Raw genomic sequence first — 15,770 nt, forward strand, 5'->3', positions numbered from 1 at the left:
AGAAATATGAATATGAATAATCTTTTAAAACAAGCTCAGAAAATGCAGGCTGATATGGCCAAAGCCCAGGATGAGCTGGCAAATATTACGGTTCAGGGTTCTTCTGGTGGCGGTATGGTTACTGTTGAAGCAAATTGTAAACTTGAAATTCTTTCAATCAAAATTGAAAAGGAAGTTGTTGATCCTGAAGATAAAGAAATGTTGGAAGATTTAATTGCTGCAGCCGTAAACCAAACAATACAAACTGCGCAACAAAAAGCCCAGGAAGAAATGCAGAAAATAACCGGTGGAATGCTTGGTGGAATGAACCTGCCTGGTAATTTAAATATCCCTGGAATGTGATAAAGAAAAATTATAAACGACAAAATACAAATATCAAAAAAACAACAATAAACAATCATCAAGCCACCCATTTACTCGTTGTTAAAATTAAATTTTGAGTTTAAAATTTAGTCGTTATTTGATATTTGTTTTTTGTTTGATTTCAAAATCGGCCTCTCATATGTCTTTAAATATCCCTTCACTTGATGAACTGATTACTCAACTAGCGCATCTGCCCGGTATTGGTAGAAAGTCGGCTCAGCGTCTTGCAATGCACATTTTAAAAAGTAATGATGGATTTGCAGATAAGCTGGTTAATGCTATTGTAAACGTTAAAGAAAACACACGGATTTGTAAGCGTTGTTTTAATCTTTCAGAAAATGAACTTTGTCTAATTTGTTCAGATGCCCGGCGTGATCCTTCAAAAATATGCGTTGTTGAAGATATTGTAGATATTATGGCCATTGAAGGTTCTCGGGAATATAAGGGGATTTATCATGTTTTAGGCGGTGTCGTATCTCCGCTGGCTGGGGTTTCGGTTGGGGATTTAAAAATTGCACAGCTTGTTGAACGTGTTAAAAATGAGAATATTAGCGAAGTTCTATTGGCTCTAAACCTGAGTACTGAGGGTGAAGCGACTATGATTTATATTTCTCAGCTGTTAAAAGATGTAGATGTTGAAATAACCCGGATTGCTCATGGCGTCCCAATGGGTTCTCACCTGGAATTTGTAGATCAGACTACCATAGGTCGGGCAATTGCCGGTCGCCAGAAATTATAACATTCCAATATTCTTAATACATTCAAATTATACCGGATTTGTAAAATGATATCTGAAACTGCCGGAAAATTTCATGCATCACAAAGCTCTGGTGAGGTTTCTTCGATATTAGTTTTACCCGATAATCCCATTTGTCTTTTTCTCCTGGCTCATGGTGCAGGCGCACCGATGAATCATTCTCATATGAAAAATATTGCGTTTTCATTGGCCGAAGAAAACATTGCCACATTCCGTTTTAATTTTCCTTACGCTGAAAACTCCAAAAGGGGGATTGACCCACGTCCGATTATTTTAAAAACGATTGAATCAGCAAATGAGGCAGCACAGAAAGCAACACCAGAATTACCCATGTTCGCCGGAGGTCATTCATTTGGTGGACGAATGACAACTACTTTAGTGAGTAATGGTGGATTGAAAAATATTAAAGGAATTGGTCTTTACTCGTTTCCGTTGCATCCACCAGGAAAAAATAGTATTGAAAGAGCCGATCATTTAAAAAGCATTAATATACCAATGCTGTTTTTATCAGGTACAAGAGATAAGCTGGCAGAAATAAATCTTTTAAAAGGTGTTTGTAATGAATTGCGGGATATTACAACGTTGCATTTAATTGACACAGCTGATCACAGTTTCAAAATCTTAAAAAGAAAAAGAACAAATGCTGAAAATGTTTATTCAGAAGCGGCGTTTAATGTAAGAAAGTGGGTCATTAGTATTTTATAGTTCCCACTCCCATCCTTATGTGGCAAGCTCAGAATTTGGAAAAAGAATTAGAACAAAATCGCGAGTGAATTATCTTTGAGTCAAAAATACTCGCGAGTATTTTTGACTACGGTGTAAAATACTCGTATATTCTCTCCCAAAAAAGGCTGTCATGTTAAAAAGATATTTGCAAAATCAAGTGAAGAACGATCTTAAAAAAAAGATGGTTTTTATCGGTGGGGCAAGACAAGTTGGTAAAACAACTTTGGCGCTTGAAGTTGCTGACCGAGAAGGTTATTTGAATTGGGATGTTCCCGAACATAAAGAATCAATACTCAGAAATGAATTTCCTGTATGTCCGGTTTTGATATTTGACGAGATACATAAGTATCGTTCCTGGAGGAATATTTTAAAGGGATTGTTTGATGGAAGGGGACCGGAGCAGAAAATACTTGTAACAGGTAGTGCGCGCCTGGATTTTTACCGTCATGGAGGAGATTCGCTTCAAGGTCGCTATCATTATTTGAGGTTACATCCGCTTTCTTTTGCAGAAATTAATGGCCAGGGTCTGGATGATTTTAATGCCCTTCTAAATTATGGCGGTTTTCCGGAGCCATTTTTCCAGGCAAGCGAAACAGAAACCAAGCGTTGGTCCCGTGAATACCGGCAACGTTTAATTCAGGAAGATTTGATTTCCCTTGAACAAGTTCGGGAGATAAATAAATTAGAGTTAATGATGTTACGATTACCTGAATTGTGTGGATCTCCACTTTCTTTGAACAGTATAAGAAATGACTTACAGGTAAGCCATAAATCAATAGCACATTGGTTAAATATTCTTGAACAATTGTATGCAATTATTCGCCTTTCTCCATTTGGAACACCACAAATACGTGCAGTAAAAAAAGAACAAAAACACTATCACTATGATTGGAACTTGGTATTGGATCAAAGTATTCGCTTTGAAAATATGGTTGCGATTCATCTTTTAAAATGGGTCCATTTTCTACAAGATACTCAGGGAAGGGAAACAGAACTCCGCTATTTTCGGGATATTGATGGACGGGAAGTTGATTTTGTGGTTTTAGAAGATGGATTACCAATAAAATTTATAGAATGTAAATGGAATGATGCTGGTATCTCAAAAGGATTAAAATATTTAAAAGCCAGGTTTCTGAATACAGAGTCATGGCAGATTTCGGCAATTGGAAAAAAAGACTACTTGTCAAAAGAGCAGATTAGGGTATGTCCTGCTACAATTTTTCTTAAAACATTAATCTAAAAGCTTATAAGGATTGTTATAGTTCCCACTCCCATCCTTCTGTGGCAAGTTCAGAATTTGGAAAAAGAGTTTGTGCATTCTTCTCAATTTTATATAAATCTTCATCGCTATGGTTTGGTGCATGATGAAAAAGCAAAAGCTTTTTAGCTTTAGCTTGTTTAGCAGTATCTGTTGCCGAAACAAATGTACTATGGCCATAACCGGCAAACATTTTGTATTCTTCTTCAGTGTATTGCGCGTCATGTACAAATACATCAGCGTTTTTGGCAAAATTAATAAGCCGCTGGTCTCCGCCAATATATTGTTCCACATCGGTTGCATAAACAAATGATTTGTCTTTCCATTCAGCCTTAAATGGGTAGCTACCATCTTTTGGATGAAAATAATACTTCATGGTACGGATCGTCAGTTCTCTGTCATTAGGTAACGGTTCCATAGCATGGCCAACTTTTGGTGCCGGTCTTTCAGGTGTGAAATATACGATTGTATTTTCTGTCAGATTATGAAATTCTTTTGTTGATCTAAATTCTTCCATGCCAACAGGGAAAAATTGAGGTGCAACATAATTCCTGAGAATTTGCTCAAAATCCATTCCCAATGTTGAAGGCCCAAAAAAGTGTAGAAAAACACCCGGCATATACAAGGGTGCAAAATAAGGCAATCCCATTAAGTGATCATGATGGGTATGATTAAACATAAATGTTATATGAAATGGTGTTTTAGAATTTTTTTGATGTTCTAATATTTCAGGGATTAATTCTTTGCCCAAATTGATGACACCGCTACCGGCATCAAAAATAACGATGTTGCTTTTTGTACGAACTAGAACACAAGCTGTATTTCCGCCAATTTTTGTTCCTTCTGCGGGTGCAATAGGGTAACTTCCGCGTACTCCGTAAATTTTAGCCTTAAACCTGTAATCACTCATTTAGGGTTCCTCTGGTTTTCCTGCCACTGCATGAATTTAGTCTTAAGATTTGGATTCGATGTTTTTAATTTTGTCACGTAAAGCCGCGGCCTTTTCATATTCTTCATTATCAACTGCTTTTTTTAAATCTTCCTTTAAGCGGTCAATGTCTGTAGTCTTTGATTTGAAAATATAACTGCGGTTGGATACATCTTCTTTTTCTTCAGTAATATAAGCTGCCTGATCCATTACGGTTTCATTAACATAGATCGGGGTATTATTTCTAACCGCCAAAGCAATTGCATCACTTGGGCGTGAATCTACTTCCAACAGTGTTTGTTTATCTGCACGGACATTTATAATTGCAAAAAAAGTATTGTCTTTCAGCTCAGTAATTAGCACGCTTTCCAGGTTAATCCCACAAGTGTCAAGTAATTTGCAGGTTAAATCATGTGTAATTGGGCGTGGTGGTTTTATATTTTCTAAACCTAAAGCAATGGATTGCGCCTCATATTCACCAATTATTATTGGTAGTGTACGGTCTCCTTCTGCTTCTTTTAGCAAAATGCCGCTAGACTGTGATTGTGTTAAAAAAACACCGTTAATATTTACTTTAATCATTTTTAACCTTTTAAAATTTGGGTCTTTTGCAAAGCAATTTTGCTAAAGTAGAACATAAAATGGTCATTATAACTTGCAGTCTTTTCTGGAATACGTTTTAACTTGAATTTCTATTTTATGTAAACCCAATAAGAATCAAAGCTTTACATCGACTTTTTTTTGAAAATGTTAATAAAATCGACTTTAAAGTCAATTCTTTTTTTTTAAAGTATGTTTTCTGATTAGTTCATTTAAAATAGAGTTAGCCCAAAATAAAATCTTTGACCAATCGCACTAATAAATTTTGTTAGTATAAATTTGGAAATAACCTATTTCCTCACATAATTTAACACATTGAAACAAAATGTTTTTATAAATTACGATTATTTATTTTCGATTTTTACTATAAGCAGGTAACATAAATGCGCCTACCAAATGAGTGGGAAATTTTTTTAAATAGTTCTTTTCCTCTTCAACAATTTTACTTTCAATTGGATGAATTTTTAAAAGAGTACGAATTTGTAATCCCGAAAAAGAAGAAAATTTTTCATGTTTTTGACTACATGCAGCCTCAGGATGTCAAATGTGTACTTTTTGGAGAAGATCCTTATCCACGGATAAGCTCAGCTTGTGGAGTGGCTTTTTGGGATAAAGAAATTAATAGCTGGGATGACAAAACTAATGGCAACTCTTTAAAAAACATTTTAAAATCAATACTTGTTCATCAGGGTTATGCTACTTATAAAACTCCAATTTCCGAGTGCAGGGAGATCGCATCTAAGAATGGATTTAAAACACCACCCCAATTGTTTGAACATTGGTTAGGCCAGGGAGTTTTGCTTATAAATACAGCGATGACCTTTTCGGGAAGTAAGTATAAAAAAAAGCATTTTAATTTCTGGAAAAGTTTTCATAAAAATTTGTTAACTTTGTTGAATAAAAGAGAAAGCAGCCCTTATTACATTTTGTGGGGAAATAAAGCCCAGGCCTGGGACAATGATATTTTGCAATCCATTGACGATCCGTATAAAATAATTAAACAGGGACATCCAACTTTTATTCACCAGTTTTTGGATAAAAATAATATTAGTTTCTCACCTTTTGAGGAGATTGTTTCTAAAACCGAAATTTCGTGGTATTGAAGAATACATAAAATGCGAAAATGCCGAAATGTAAAAAAAACGTGGGGTGTTGGTGAATTCGGATAAAAAAGAGTTTGTAAAAGAAATGGAAAATAGAACATTAAAATTTGCACACAGCAGTATCAAGTTTTCTTCACATCTTGGAAATTCTACAGAACAAAGAATTATCAGGAATCAAAGAGTCATCAGAATTATTAGTAATTTTTACAAGCATTGCCATAAACTTTCTCTCAAATGATTTAAAATTTTTAGGTATTTTGAAATTATAGGTATTTTTTATGATTATTGTAACAGGCGCAGCAGGATTTATTGGCAGTTGTACAGTTTCGAAGTTGAACCGGAAAGGCATCGATGATATAATCGCAGTTGATGTACTTCGTGAAAATGATAAGTGGATGAACCTGCGCCATTTGTCTTTTAACGACTACATAGACCGCAGCCAATTAATGGATTTTTTGAAAGATGCTAAAAACATTGAGGCGATTATCCATATTGGTGCCTGCAGTGCGACAACCGAACGTGATACTTCCTACCTGATGGAAAATAATTATCGCTATACTTTACGGCTGGCCAAATATGCAATCAAGAATAATGTACGTTTTATTTATGCAAGCTCTGCAGCAACTTATGGCGCCGGCGAAAAGGGTTATGACGATAATGAGTCCAAACTCCAGGACTTAAAGCCGTTAAATATGTATGGATATTCCAAGCATTTATTTGATCTAAAAGCACGACGTGAAGGGTGGCTTTCTAAAATGGCCGGCCTGAAATTTTTTAATGTTTTTGGCCCAAATGAATATCAAAAGGGTGATATGGCGTCGGTGGTCTATAAATCTTTTAACCAGATAAATGAAACGGGCAAAGTAAAATTGTTTAAATCCCACCGCAATGATTATGAGGATGGGCAGCAACTACGTGATTTTGTTTATGTAAAAGATGTGCTCGATGTAATCTGGTTTTTGTTAAAATCCTCAAACACAAATGGCTTGTTTAATGTAGGCAGTGGAAAAGCGCGTTCATTTAAAGATTTGGTTTCAGCAACCTTTAAAGCAATGGATAAAGAAGAAAATATTGAGTATATTGACATGCCGATAGCTATTCGTGACCGATACCAATATTTCACGGAAGCAAATATGTCTAAATTGAAAGATGCAGGATTTAATAAATCTGCCACAAATTTAGAAGACGGCATCACGGATTATGTACAAAACTATTTGATGCGCGACTATTCATGTTATTAATTAAAATCAGAGTATAGAAAAAAAAAACCGAAGCTGATTGACAACTCCGGGTTAATTATAAAAATACTGTTTTAAAAAAACTACACTCCAAAACGGTCATAATTCTTTTTAATAAACTCTTCCTGGTCATCAGAAACTTCATCTTCAGGGAAAATTGCTTCAACCGGGCATTCTGGCTCACAGGCACCGCAATCAATACACTCATCAGGATGGATGTACAACATTTCATTTGCTGTGCGCATGGCAGCTTTGCCATCTTCTGTTTCAAATTCGTGTCCTTCTGCAGGATAAAAACAATCTACGGGGCACACTTCTACACAGGCAGTATCACAAACGCCAACGCAGGGTTCTGTTACAATATAAGTCATTTCTGGTAACTCCTTTTTTATAATAATTTCTATCTTCGATCAGATTTATAAAGTTTTTAGCGGAACAAAAACAAAATTTAAGTAATTAATGATTTATTTCAAGTTAAAGAAACAGAAAATGTTGCTGCTATCATTTCGTTTTTTAGCTAATGCGCGATACATTATAATAAATAATAAAGATCGGTATAGATTGATTGATAAAATCTTTTTAGTTTAAATTGTTCACGTTGAAAATTAAACAAATAGTTTAAACCGCTACCCAATTCTTAAATATGAAACTTATATGAATCAATTTTACAAAACTCTTTTTTCTACCTTAATTATTTCACTTTTTTTTAATTATTATGTTTTTGCGCAAAATAATTCAATTGGGCAGGATTCAACCAAAACAGATAGCATTCTTGTTTCCGCTGATAGTAGCTCTGTTTCCAAGGAAGATAGTTCAAAAACAGATGATTCATATTTTAAGCATAAAGATTTGATAAATACCAACTTTGGTGGTTTTTCCAATGTAATGCGTACAAATGAATCAATCCAGGTATTTGATTTTATGGAGCCGGGACAACCGCGATTTGTTGCACCAATTAACATGTTTCCACACCAGGCTGCGAATATTGTAGATGGGTTTTCCAGAAATGAATATACAAACGGAATGTTTAATACGCGTTACATTTCACTGGATCAGGTGGAATCTATTCGACACCGGACGAACCAGGCATTTCCACAACCCCAATCATTTAATGCAAAATTAAGACGGGTGCAGGAAGAGGACGCTTTTACACGATTGAAATTTTATGAAGGTGATTTTAATTACACAGACCTTGATATTCTTTTTGCCCGCAACTACACGGATAATTTGCGTATTGGATTGGCCGGGTTTAATAAAGGATATGGTGGCTCATCGGCTTTAAATAATTCACACACCGGTGTGGCTTATGACACTTATGCAATTTATCAGATTGATAAATCAACCAGATCTGAATTTACCTGGCGTTTAAACCGAGAGCGCTCAGGAGTCCATAAAAGAGGTTTTGCATCCAATTTTAGTTATGCTGGTTTTGGAAACACTTTTGGAATGCGATTCATTTTTGATGCAGATTCTTTGTCTGGAGATAAAGCCACCATTGGTGTTCTGGCAAATAGTTCCCGTCATGGCAACCGCTCAAAAGCAGATTCGTTTGAAGTAAAACAGCATTCTGATGACTACACTGTTTATCTTGCTAAAGATTTTAGCACAGCCGGCAACAAATTCTCAACCAGGTTCGCTGTTGAAAATCATCGTATTTGGGGAAATGCTTTTGATAATGGTTTTAGTGAAACACGCTTTTCATTAAACCTTTCTGATAAGTTTATTATTAGTGAAAAAAGCTGGCTTGAAGCAGCCGTTGAACTTGAACAACTTAATGATTTTGATCCGAATCTTAACTTATCTTTTTCTTCAACTGTTTTTTATTCAAGTTTTTTTAGCAGGTTATCAGCTGTATATTCAAATCGTTACCCCACGCCGGTCGAGAGGAGATTTTCGTATGAATCATTTGAGGGCAACGATAATCTTAAAACAGAAACATTTGCTGATATCTCTTTTATACAAGGTTGGAAACCGGTATCTTTCTTGTCTTTTAAATCTGCGATGGGTGCATCAGTAATTGGAAATGAAGTTTTGTTTACAGGCACGACCTTTCAAAACAAAAAAGACCGCTCGTGGGGTTATTTAACAGCAAAGGGTGGAATAAATTTCTGGAGACTATATCTGTCTGCAGGTGGACATATTCTCGCAGCAGATCAAACCTTTTCAGCAAAACAAATGTTTTGGGGACAGTTATCCTATCATGATTACTGGTTCAATACCGTTATGATTGACGCAACTGCAAATCTAAACTGGTATTCACAACATGATGCGGTGTACTATAATCCCATATTAAATCGCTTTTACGGTGGTGCTGGTGAAAATCCATCCTACTCAACTATGGCTTTTAAAATTGTAGGAACGGTTAGTGATGCTGAAATATTTTTAGAAATGGATAATTTTTTAAACACAGAAGTCCAGTTTATCGAAGGCTATAAAAACGATCTGTGGAAAGTTCGTTTTGGTGTCAACTGGGTTTTATGGGAGTAAGGATTTGAAGCGACCTGTTTGTCATGCTGTAGAATGAAGTATCCCTTGGTTTAGTAAAAGATGACTTTTAAGTTGGGCACCAAATAGGACTACAGAATATTCAAATTTTTGATAAGGACAAGATGAAAATACTTCTAGTAATTATCTTCATTTTTAGTTTTGGTCAATTTTTGCTGGCAGATGAATCTGACTATGCTGGTCTCAACAAGAAAATATTTTCAGTGGATCTTTTTACAGATTCTTTGCAAAAAAAAGATGTTTGGGCAAAACATTATGGCAAGAAAAATCCAGTCTTTGCATCTTTTTTAAGCAGTTTTATTCCTGGTGGTGGTCAAGTATATAATGGTCAATATTTAAAAAGTGGGCTCTTTATTGGAGGAGAAATTTTATTATTAAGTGCGACCATCTCGACAGCAAATAAAACTAATAAAAATGAATTGATTAATTCAAAAGAACTGAGTGTCGGTTTTTTACTTGGCTTATGGTTTTCGTTTCGTACGTGGAGTGTGATCGATGCTTTCGTATCTGCAAAAGATATTAATGATCAATTGGAAAAAGATAAACTAAACGGATTTTCTTATATATTTTATCCCAAAGAAGAATCAATTAATCTTAGGATTTCGTTAAATTTTTGATAAATATTTATTTTTCAATAAAAACTATTTTTCTTTTTAAACATCTTAGGAGCGTATCATGAGAAAACTATTTGTTCTAGTTCTGTTTTTTAAACTTATTTTAATTTCAAATCTTTTAGCCCAGTATGATGTAGAAGGTAATGGAAAAGATTACGGGATAGCAATAAATCCAGTTGGGGCTTTATTTAGTTGGTATTCGCTGGAATACAATATTTGGAAAGCAGATAGAACAGGAGAAATAAATATTCCTTTTCAATTATTACATAACCCATTTGATACTGAAAATGATGATCATGATTTAACAATATTTTCAATCGGTGCCCAGTATCGAAAATTTTTCAGTTCTGAGCAACAAGGATTTTTTGTCCAGGCAGGGTTTATTCATTATAATTTTTCTGTTGATGGCAAAGGAGAATATAGAGGAGAATCTGCTGGCGGCAGTGTGAATTCTGTATTGTTTGGATTTGGGTATAGGATGATTTCTAAAACTAATGGACTGTTTTGGTCTGCGGCTTTAAGTGCAGGAAAAGGTTGGGGAAGTGTAGATAGCCCAAATGGGGAAGATGTTTCAAATTCGGGATTTACATATGATATTGATTTGTTAAAGATTGGCTACGCCTGGTAATAATTATTAATAAATGATTAAGGAATATAAAATGGTAAAAGACAGAATTTCAGCACTGCGCGATTTGATGAAACGTGAAAACATCAAGGCATATATAATCCCAAGTATTGATGCACATCAAAGCGAGTATGTCCCGGATTTGTGGCAGCGCCGTCCATGGATAAGTGGCTTCACCGGATCAGCAGGAGATGTTGCAATTACATTGGATAAAGGCGGATTATGGACCGATGGTCGCTATTATGCCCAAGCCACAGAACAGTTGGCAGGATCAGGAATTGATCTGTTTAAAGCGAGTGAAAAAGACACACCAACAATACCCGCTTTTCTTGGAACTGAATTAAACGCTGGCGATAAAGTGGGCATAGATCCTAAAACTTTTTCATTCGATCAAATGCAATCATTAAAAAAAGATATTGATCAAGCCGGGATGGATATTGATTTTACTGAAAATAATTTTGTTGATCGGGTTTGGGAAAATCAGCCAGGGCTTCCGGACAGACCGATAAAGGTCCATACTCTTAAATTTGCTGGCGAATCTGTTGAGAGTAAGCTTGGCCGAATTAGAAATGAAATGAAAAAGAATGGCAGCAAAGCGCATGTAATTACAATGCTGGATGCCATCGCCTGGACATTTAATCTGCGTGGCAAGGATGTAGATTTTAATCCCGTTTTTATTGCTTATGCAATTATCACAGAGGATAGTGCAAAGTTATTTACAAAACTATCCCGTGTTCCGGATGAGGTGCATCAGTTTATTGGAAGTCAGGTAGAAATATTGGACTATCCTGAATTTGACAATCACCTTCTTCAATTGGCAGAAAGTGCTGAAAAAGTATGGATTGACGGGGCAACCACAAATTATTGGATTGTATCAACCCTGGCAAAGAAATGTGCGCTTGTTAATTCGATGAGCCCGGTTATAAAATTTAAGGCAATTAAAAATGATGCGGAGCTTGATGGCTATCGTGCCTGCCATGTTCGTGATGGTGTGGCCATGGTTAATTTTCTGCATTGGCTGGAGGGGGCAGTTCCTACCGGTGGAGTTACTGAAATGTCTGCTGCCAAAAAATTGGAAGGGTTCCGCAAAGAACAGGATATGTTCCAGGGCCCAAGTTTTGGTACAATTTCCAGTTACAAAATCCACGGGGCAATTATTCATTATTCTGTTACAGAAGAGAGCGATATTCCACTAAATCCAACAGGAGTCTATCTGATCGATTCCGGTGGTCAATACCTGGATGGAACAACTGATATTACCCGTACGGTGACGTTGGGTGATGTGACTGAATCTGAAAAAGAAAATTTTACACGCGTTTTAATGGGACACATCAATCTAAACCTGACTGCATTTCCAAAAGGTACCACAGGCCCGGCGCTTGATACGATAACACGTCTTGCTTTGTGGGAAGCCGGTTTGAACTTTAATCATGGAACAGGCCATGGTGTTGGCTCCTATCTTGGTGTTCATGAAGGTCCGCAATCAATTAATCCGACCCGCGGTTTTACTGTGCCGCTGGAAATTGGCATGATTTGTTCAAATGAACCGGGTTATTATAAGGCTGGTGAGTATGGAATGCGGATTGAAAACCTGATCAATGTTATCCGTGATGATGAAAAATCTAATTCTGATTTTGAATTTTACACTTTTGACAATGCCACATTATGTCCGATTGATACACGGCTTGTAGAAAAATCATTGATGACAGAAAAACAGATAAACTGGCTAAACCAATATCATGCGGAAGTATGGCAAAAGCTATCGCCATTTGTGGAAGGTGATGTAAAGAGCTGGCTTCAAAAAGCGACTGAAGAAATATAGCAAAATCACAAAGCTAAGCTAAATAGGTAAAAGGCGTAATTTGCATACTTTATGTATTTTACACAAAAAAGGGAAATGAGCTATGCTAAATGATAATACAATTTCTGCACCAAAGCTAGTTAGGAATCTCGCTGCTGCTATTAACCATGTAAGAAATACAGGGAAGAGTTTAGCGATTGTAAAAGGGAACCAGTCTATCGCAGTTCTCGCACCACCGCCTATGAAAGGGTTATCGATAGATCAATTGATAAAAGTGCTCGAAAATTTACCGTCTATTGAGGACAAAGACCAGCGATTTTCTAAAGACCTGGAAACAATACGCCAGTCATCAAAATTACCGGGCAATCCATGGGAATAATTATAGATACAAATATTTTTTTCGATGCAGAAAATAGCCGCTTTGATCTAAAAAATTTAGAGAAGTTCTCCAATTTGGGGGAATCCTATATTTCCGTTATTACCGTTTCTGAACTATTTAGTGGTGTTCATTTAGCCAAAAGCGCTGATCAAAGAATTAGACGTACCGTTTTTGTGGAAAATGTTGTGGCTAACATGCCAATACTTGATATAGATTTTAATATCGCAAAAGTTTATTCTGAGTTATTTGCCCATGCAATTAGTTCCGGAAAAAGAACAGGCACAAATGTACATGATTTGCAAATTGCAGCTACAGCTATTTCTGGAAATCATGTCGTTTTAACAAGAAATATTAAAAATTTTGAATCTATCCCAGGAGTCAGATCGGAGTCACCCTATTAAATTTTTATCATAAAACCTTAGGAGGTATTCTATGAAGAAATTATTATTTGTGTTTTTATTAGCACCATTTTTTTTACTGGCGCAGGAAAAATCTACGGCCGAAGTAACCGAAGTCTCAATTTGTACAGCTGTTGAAGACCGCGTGCCTGTTGGCGTTGACACATCCTTTACCAGTGATGTGGAACGTGTTTATTGTTATACCAAAATTACCGGGGCAGCTGCCGATAGTTCGGTAACACATGTCTGGTATCATGGCGATAAAGAAATGGCCCGCCAAAAATTAAGTGTAAAGGCAAATGCCTGGCGCACCTGGAGTTCTAAACGAATTGTCGATTCCTGGACGGGTGCATGGCGTGTGGATATTTTATCTGCAAGCGGTACAGTTTTAAAAAGTAAGGCTTTTACTGTAAAATAACCGGATATACAAATTTATAGTTCAGCTAAGCCCAAAGTAATAAGCACAAAATAATTATTTATTATAATGCCATCATTTAACAATGATGGCATTTTTTTTAGGGTACTTGCCACTTTAACTTGTTATATTTAACCATGCAGGTAAATTTTAAATGTCATTTTTTGGAGCTTAATTTTGGACAAAAAAAATAAAAATACTTCAAAACTTAAAACAGAGTTACCTGGAATAAGCATGGAGTTTTCTGCGAAAACCAGAAAAGGATTTATTAAGAAATTACAATCTGAACAATTTGATATTTTGATAATTGGTGGCGGGATTACAGGTGCCGGAATCGCCAGAGATGCGGCATTGCGTGGGTATAGAACTGCACTGATTGAGAAAGATGATTTTGCAGCCGGGACAAGCAGCAAATCTTCAAAACTTATTCATGGCGGGATTCGCTATCTGCAACATATGGAGTTTGGCCTGGTGCACGAAGCACTGTTGGAACGTAAAACCCTGATGGATATTGCACCTCATCTTGTTCATCCCATAGAAGTTCTTTTCCCTGTTTACAAAGGAAGTTCGGTTCCGGCATGGATGGTAAAGATTGGCATGTTGCTATATGATGGTCTTTCATTTTCAAAAAGAATTGGATTGCACCGATTAATCCCGATTGGGAAAAATGATAAGCCTGAGCGCCTTCTTCTTAAAAAAGGATTGGAAAAACTTTTTATGTATTATGACAGCCGGGCAGATGATACGCGCCTGGTGATGGCCAATATTCAGTCGGCAGCTCTGAACAGCGCAATCACCGCAAATTATATCAAAGCTGTAGATGTGATACAGGAAGATGGTCAGGTAAAAGGGCTAAAAGTTCAAGATCAACTTTCCGGCAAGAAGTTTGAGGTAAATGCCCACCTTGTTTGTAATGCCACTGGCCCATGGAATGACTTTGTGAGAGGGGAGCTTTTTAATGATAATAAGCAACGGTTACGCCCCACAAAGGGTATTCATTTTGTTGTCCGCCGTAAAGATTTGGATATAAAACGTACGATGATTCTTTCAACCATCCAGGATGAGCGACCTGTTTTTGTAATACCCTGGCGTGAATTTGTTATACTTGGAACGACTGATACCTATTTTGAAGGCGATCCGGACTGGGTGGATATTTCTGTAGATGATGTGGATTATTTACTCGAATCATATAATCATTATTTCCCAAAAGCCAATCTTACAAAAGATAAAGTTCTTTCAGTTTACAGCGGTTTGCGGCCATTAACTCTTGAAGAAGGTAAATCTGCCGGAGAAGTTACCAGGGAATATCAAATATTTGAAGGCCCTCAAAATTTTTTCAATATTCTCGGCGGGAAACTGACAACATACCGCACAATGGCAGAGGAAATGGTTAATCGGTTGGGCAATGCTTTAAGTGATCACCTGGGGATTTTGGCACGGAATTCCAAATGCACAACAGACAAACTGCCTTTGAATGGCGGCGATATTAAAAATTATGAACAATTTGAATCAGAATGGACCGAGAAGTTAATCCGCAATGGTTTTGAAAAAGATACTGCTAAAAACTTAATTGAATCTTATGGCGAAAATCTGTCTGAAGCTCTTACAATAATTAGCAGTCGGAAAAATGGCACGGATAAAATTATTAATAACCTGCCGTATTTGTGGGGCGAGATTGATTATTGCTGCCACTATGAAATGACCCTTGCGCTGGATGATTTTTTGATGCGCCGAACGCACTTGTTTTCTCTCGATCCTAACCAGGCACAGGATGTTCATTTAGCCGTGGCCGATAGAATGGCGGAGATTTTGGATTGGTCCGGCAAAGAAAAGAAAAGGCAAATTGAAAATTACAAAAAGAAAGTTGAAATGGTCCAAAGTTTTAGGGTAGGAGCTGTCTCCTGATAGCGAAGGAGGAAGTAATAAACGAGAAGATAGAAGAAGATAAACCAGATGAATATTTACTTATTTGGTGGATTATATTGAGATTAATATTTGGTTTTTGAAATGATGGGATTTAAGAAGTAGTTGTTTTCTCATTATGAATTTTAATTTTTTAT

17 protein-coding genes are annotated in these 15,770 nt (G+C 36.4%); 14 read left to right on the forward strand and 3 right to left on the reverse strand.

Annotated features, from left to right (window positions below; genetic code table 11):
- Positions 1 to 6 precede the first annotated feature (6 nt).
- The 4 genes from HND50_20290 (at position 7) to HND50_20305 (ending at position 3,086) form a co-directional block, all read left to right on the forward strand.
- Positions 7 to 342 carry a YbaB/EbfC family nucleoid-associated protein gene (locus HND50_20290; GenBank protein ID NOG47589.1) on the forward strand — a complete coding sequence of 112 codons (336 nt, stop codon included), beginning with the start codon at positions 7 to 9 and terminating at the stop codon, positions 340 to 342.
- 160 nt (positions 343 to 502) lie between these two features.
- Complete coding sequence (recR, locus tag HND50_20295; protein ID NOG47590.1) at positions 503 to 1,102, forward strand: recombination protein RecR; 600 nt, start codon at positions 503 to 505, stop codon at positions 1,100 to 1,102.
- Positions 1,103 to 1,147: 45 nt separating this feature from the next.
- On the forward strand, positions 1,148 to 1,825 hold the full coding sequence (locus tag HND50_20300; GenBank protein NOG47591.1) for an alpha/beta hydrolase: 678 nt from the start codon (positions 1,148 to 1,150) through the stop codon (positions 1,823 to 1,825).
- 151 nt (positions 1,826 to 1,976) lie between these two features.
- Positions 1,977 to 3,086, forward strand: coding sequence for an ATP-binding protein (locus HND50_20305; GenBank protein NOG47592.1), 1,110 nt, complete (start codon positions 1,977 to 1,979; stop codon positions 3,084 to 3,086).
- Positions 3,087 to 3,102: 16 nt separating this feature from the next.
- On the opposite strand, the gene HND50_20310 is transcribed toward HND50_20305, so the two are convergent.
- Positions 3,103 to 4,014 (reverse strand): MBL fold metallo-hydrolase, encoded by a 912-nt coding sequence (locus HND50_20310; protein ID NOG47593.1) that lies wholly within the window; start codon positions 4,012 to 4,014, stop codon positions 3,103 to 3,105.
- Positions 4,015 to 4,056: 42 nt separating this feature from the next.
- Complete coding sequence (locus HND50_20315) at positions 4,057 to 4,614, reverse strand: hypothetical protein (GenBank protein ID NOG47594.1); 558 nt, start codon at positions 4,612 to 4,614, stop codon at positions 4,057 to 4,059.
- A 401-nt stretch (positions 4,615 to 5,015) separates the two neighbouring features.
- Between HND50_20315 and HND50_20320 the strand changes: the two genes are divergently transcribed.
- Both HND50_20320 and rfaD read left to right on the forward strand, forming a co-directional pair.
- Positions 5,016 to 5,735 (forward strand): hypothetical protein, encoded by a 720-nt coding sequence (locus tag HND50_20320; protein NOG47595.1) that lies wholly within the window; start codon positions 5,016 to 5,018, stop codon positions 5,733 to 5,735.
- A gap of 278 nt (positions 5,736 to 6,013) precedes the next feature.
- Positions 6,014 to 6,976 (forward strand): ADP-glyceromanno-heptose 6-epimerase, encoded by a 963-nt coding sequence (gene rfaD, locus HND50_20325; protein NOG47596.1) that lies wholly within the window; start codon positions 6,014 to 6,016, stop codon positions 6,974 to 6,976.
- A gap of 80 nt (positions 6,977 to 7,056) precedes the next feature.
- Here rfaD and HND50_20330 read toward each other — a convergent pair whose 3' ends face one another.
- A complete protein-coding gene (locus tag HND50_20330) occupies positions 7,057 to 7,344 on the reverse strand; it encodes a ferredoxin family protein (GenBank protein NOG47597.1) in 288 nt (95 codons plus the stop codon).
- A gap of 283 nt (positions 7,345 to 7,627) precedes the next feature.
- On the opposite strand from HND50_20330, the gene HND50_20335 reads away from it, so the two are divergent.
- The 8 genes from HND50_20335 to glpD all read left to right on the forward strand — a co-directional run bounded on the left by HND50_20335 (position 7,628) and on the right by glpD (position 15,615).
- Positions 7,628 to 9,460 carry a hypothetical protein gene (locus HND50_20335; protein ID NOG47598.1) on the forward strand — a complete coding sequence of 611 codons (1,833 nt, stop codon included), beginning with the start codon at positions 7,628 to 7,630 and terminating at the stop codon, positions 9,458 to 9,460.
- Positions 9,461 to 9,582: 122 nt separating this feature from the next.
- Positions 9,583 to 10,095, forward strand: coding sequence for a hypothetical protein (locus tag HND50_20340; GenBank protein ID NOG47599.1), 513 nt, complete (start codon positions 9,583 to 9,585; stop codon positions 10,093 to 10,095).
- A gap of 58 nt (positions 10,096 to 10,153) precedes the next feature.
- A complete protein-coding gene (locus tag HND50_20345; GenBank protein ID NOG47600.1) occupies positions 10,154 to 10,720 on the forward strand; it encodes a DUF3575 domain-containing protein in 567 nt (188 codons plus the stop codon).
- Between the two features lie 31 nt (positions 10,721 to 10,751).
- A complete protein-coding gene (locus HND50_20350) occupies positions 10,752 to 12,539 on the forward strand; it encodes an aminopeptidase P family protein (protein ID NOG47601.1) in 1,788 nt (595 codons plus the stop codon).
- Between the two features lie 82 nt (positions 12,540 to 12,621).
- Positions 12,622 to 12,897: a hypothetical protein gene (locus HND50_20355; protein NOG47602.1), complete on the forward strand. Its 276-nt coding sequence runs from the start codon at positions 12,622 to 12,624 to the stop codon at positions 12,895 to 12,897.
- A complete protein-coding gene (locus HND50_20360) occupies positions 12,888 to 13,298 on the forward strand; it encodes a PIN domain-containing protein (GenBank protein ID NOG47603.1) in 411 nt (136 codons plus the stop codon). Before HND50_20355 ends, HND50_20360 begins: the two co-directional genes overlap by 10 nt.
- 31 nt (positions 13,299 to 13,329) lie before the next feature.
- The gene (locus tag HND50_20365; protein NOG47604.1) at positions 13,330 to 13,713 is read left to right on the forward strand and encodes a DUF2914 domain-containing protein; all 384 of its coding nucleotides are present in this window, start codon (positions 13,330 to 13,332) and stop codon (positions 13,711 to 13,713) included.
- Between the two features lie 174 nt (positions 13,714 to 13,887).
- A complete protein-coding gene (gene glpD / locus HND50_20370) occupies positions 13,888 to 15,615 on the forward strand; it encodes a glycerol-3-phosphate dehydrogenase (GenBank protein ID NOG47605.1) in 1,728 nt (575 codons plus the stop codon).
- Positions 15,616 to 15,770 lie beyond the last annotated feature (155 nt).

The organism is Calditrichota bacterium (assembly GCA_013112635.1).
Taxonomy (GTDB): domain Bacteria; phylum Calditrichota; class Calditrichia; order Calditrichales; family J004; genus JABFGF01.

Bases quoted from the DNA above. Each gene is read 5' to 3' on its own strand.
- HND50_20290 (NOG47589.1), top strand. From the start codon at position 7: ATGAATATGAATAATCTTTTAAAACAAGCTCAGAAAATGCAGGCTGAT.
- recR (NOG47590.1), top strand. From the start codon at position 503: ATGTCTTTAAATATCCCTTCACTTGATGAACTGATTACTCAACTAGCG.
- HND50_20300 (NOG47591.1), top strand. From the start codon at position 1,148: ATGATATCTGAAACTGCCGGAAAATTTCATGCATCACAAAGCTCTGGT.
- HND50_20305 (NOG47592.1), top strand. From the start codon at position 1,977: ATGTTAAAAAGATATTTGCAAAATCAAGTGAAGAACGATCTTAAAAAA.
- HND50_20310 (NOG47593.1), bottom strand. From the start codon at position 4,014: ATGAGTGATTACAGGTTTAAGGCTAAAATTTACGGAGTACGCGGAAGT.
- HND50_20315 (NOG47594.1), bottom strand. From the start codon at position 4,614: ATGATTAAAGTAAATATTAACGGTGTTTTTTTAACACAATCACAGTCT.
- HND50_20320 (NOG47595.1), top strand. From the start codon at position 5,016: ATGCGCCTACCAAATGAGTGGGAAATTTTTTTAAATAGTTCTTTTCCT.
- rfaD (NOG47596.1), top strand. From the start codon at position 6,014: ATGATTATTGTAACAGGCGCAGCAGGATTTATTGGCAGTTGTACAGTT.
- HND50_20330 (NOG47597.1), bottom strand. From the start codon at position 7,344: ATGACTTATATTGTAACAGAACCCTGCGTTGGCGTTTGTGATACTGCC.
- HND50_20335 (NOG47598.1), top strand. From the start codon at position 7,628: ATGAATCAATTTTACAAAACTCTTTTTTCTACCTTAATTATTTCACTT.
- HND50_20340 (NOG47599.1), top strand. From the start codon at position 9,583: ATGAAAATACTTCTAGTAATTATCTTCATTTTTAGTTTTGGTCAATTT.
- HND50_20345 (NOG47600.1), top strand. From the start codon at position 10,154: ATGAGAAAACTATTTGTTCTAGTTCTGTTTTTTAAACTTATTTTAATT.
- HND50_20350 (NOG47601.1), top strand. From the start codon at position 10,752: ATGGTAAAAGACAGAATTTCAGCACTGCGCGATTTGATGAAACGTGAA.
- HND50_20355 (NOG47602.1), top strand. From the start codon at position 12,622: ATGCTAAATGATAATACAATTTCTGCACCAAAGCTAGTTAGGAATCTC.
- HND50_20360 (NOG47603.1), top strand. From the start codon at position 12,888: ATGGGAATAATTATAGATACAAATATTTTTTTCGATGCAGAAAATAGC.
- HND50_20365 (NOG47604.1), top strand. From the start codon at position 13,330: ATGAAGAAATTATTATTTGTGTTTTTATTAGCACCATTTTTTTTACTG.